Consider the following 2,417-nt stretch of genomic DNA (forward strand, 5'->3'; position numbering starts at 1 on the left):
GGCCGCCGGACGCATCGTCCTGCTCCACGCTGGTGATGCGGAAGTAGCCGAGCGACACCCACTCGCCGGGACAGCGCCCACGGCCAGCCGGGTTCGATCGTCCCGGCTCTGCCCGGGCCGCGGCGTCCCGCCCGGCGAGGCAGCGATCAACCCGGCGGACAGCAGCGACCGTCCCGTCCCTACGGGCAGCGATCGTCCCGGCCGCCCGGGCAGCGGCGGCCGGGACGATCGGTCAGCGGCCGTCGTGCCTGGCTTCGGCCAGAGTCTGGCGGACGGTGTAGTAGGCGGGCTTGGGGGTGAAGTCGTCCCACATGACGGTGGCGGCGCCTTCGGTGGGGAAGAAGACCGGCACCCACGAGTACTTGTCGGTGAAGCCCCACAGGGTGAACGAGTTGCAGTCGTCGACGGCCAGGCAGGCGTCCAGGGCGGTCTTGTAGTACCGCGCCTGGGTGGTCAGCTGGTCGGCGGTGGGGACGCCACCCTCCGGCAGGTCCATGCGGACGTCCAGCTCGGTGACGGCGGTGTGCAGGCCCAGGTCGTCGAAGCGCTGGAGAACGCCGCTGAGCTGGTCCGGCGCGCCGTAACGCATGCTCAGGTGGGCCTGGGCGGCGAACCCGTGCAGCGGCACCCGGTCGGCGAGCAACTGCCTGGCCAATGCCTCGTAGGCGTCGACCTTGGCGCCGGGCCACTCCACGCCGTAGTCGTTGAGGAACAGTTGCGCCTTCGGGTCGGCCCGGTGGGCCCAGCGGAAGGCGTCGGCCACGATGCCGGGGCCGAGTTCCCGGATGAAGATGTTCTCCTGCCGGTACTCGCCGTTCTCGTTGAAGATCTCGTTGGCGACGTCCCACTGGTGGATCTGGCCCCGGTAGCGGCCCACCACGGTGAAGATGTGCTGCTTGAGGATCGCCCGCAGCTCGGCCTTGCTGAACTCGCCCTCGGCCAGCCAGGCCGGGTTCTGGCTGTGCCAGAGCAGCGTGTGCCCGCGGACGGCCTGGCCGTGCTGGCGCGCGAACCGGACGATCGCGTCGGCGGGGCCGAAGTTGTACCGGTTCCGCTCGGGGTGGATGAACTCCCACTTCATCTGGTTCTCCGGCGAGACCGAGTCGAACTCCCGGGCCAGAACCTTCCGGTACGGCTTGTCGTAGGTGAACGGGTCCGGGTAGTCCTGCTCGAGGTGGTGGCCGCCGCCCGCGACGGCCGTGCCGATCCGCAGGTCGCGTGGGGTGACGCGGCGCAGTGGCACGTCGGGGTGCCCGCCGTGGCCGGCGGACGCCGAGCCGGTGTTGCTCGCGGCCTGGGCCGGCTGCACGCCGATGGGGAGGAGCGTCGATGCGGCGAGGACGGCCACCGCGACGCGGGATGCCTTCGTCAAAGGTCACTCCTGGGTTTTCAGAAAACAAAGGGTGCACGCGCGATCCGGACGTGATCACGCGCGCAAGGGAGCGTCAAACAACCCGTACGCTAAGCCCGCAGAATTGGCGTCGTCAATACGTCGATGAAGATTTCGCCCGGCCGCCGAGCCCGCCTTTCCGGCCGCCGCCACGCTCCGTCAGGACCACGCGAGCAGGCCATGCTCGCTGGTAGCGAGGTTGTGGAGGCACCACGGAGCCCGTATGGCAACGTCGCGCGAGGTTCTCTCGGTCGATTTTGAAAGCCTTTTCCGAGGAGGCGTACAAGTGCATGGAATCGCATTGCGGAAGGGTCGGGAATTGCTACCCCGGGCTGCCGTTAATGAGTGCCGTGGGCATTGTCCAGGCTGGTTCCGGTTCGGTACGCGAGCGGGCGAGCAGGGACGATGCACCGACCGGCACTATCGCTCGAAACATCGAAAGTTTCGGAGAATGTCGCCGTCGACCATCGGGGAAATGTCGCCGTCAGCACCCTCGCATCGCTCGTCAAAGGTCTAACACTCCGCCTGAACTTACGGTCTGATTCCGGAATTTTCGCAACCGGGAGGAGCCCGTGTCGCCACGGTGACGGCTAGGCTTCGATCATGCCTCTGCTGTTCTCCTACGGGACGTTGCGTGACCCCGCCGTGCAGACGAGCGTCTTCGGGCGCCGGCTCGACGGCCGGGTGGACCGGATCGCCGGGTTCCGGCTGGACCGCGTCGCGATCACCGATCCGGGCGTGCTCGCGGTCAGCGGTGAGGCCTTCCACCCGATCCTGGCGCCGACCGGCGACCCGGCCGATGTCGTGGACGGCTCGGCCTTCGAGGTGACCGACGCGGAGCTGCTGCGGGCCGACGACTACGAGGTGGACGATTACCACCGGGTGCAGGCGCCGCTGGCGTCCGGCGGCAAGGCCTGGGTGTACGTCCAGCGTGCGGGTGTAGACGAACCGCACGTCCAGCCCGGCGTCCTCACGACCGCGGCGGCGCAGTTCGTCGGCGTAGAGGGCGTCCTCCGGCGTACGCACC

General features: G+C 68.8%; 1 protein-coding gene and 2 pseudogenes. 1 reads left to right on the top strand and 2 read right to left on the bottom strand.

Features of this window, described 5'->3' with window-relative positions; all coding sequences use genetic code 11:
- Positions 1-232: 232 nt before the first annotated feature.
- Positions 233-1,372: an endo-1,4-beta-xylanase gene (locus AB0I88_RS41175; RefSeq protein WP_361037729.1), complete on the bottom strand. Its 1,140-nt coding sequence runs from the start codon at positions 1,370-1,372 to the stop codon at positions 233-235.
- 621 nt (positions 1,373-1,993) lie between these two features.
- Here AB0I88_RS41175 and AB0I88_RS41180 point away from each other — a divergent pair.
- Positions 1,994-2,266, top strand: a pseudogene (locus tag AB0I88_RS41180) (gamma-glutamylcyclotransferase family protein); the annotation flags it as partial.
- A 57-nt stretch (positions 2,267-2,323) separates the two neighbouring features.
- Here AB0I88_RS41180 and AB0I88_RS41185 read toward each other — a convergent pair.
- Positions 2,324-2,417, bottom strand: a pseudogene (locus tag AB0I88_RS41185) (oxidoreductase); the annotation flags it as partial.

Source organism: Actinoplanes sp. NPDC049802 (assembly GCF_040656595.1).
Taxonomy (GTDB): domain Bacteria; phylum Actinomycetota; class Actinomycetes; order Mycobacteriales; family Micromonosporaceae; genus Actinoplanes.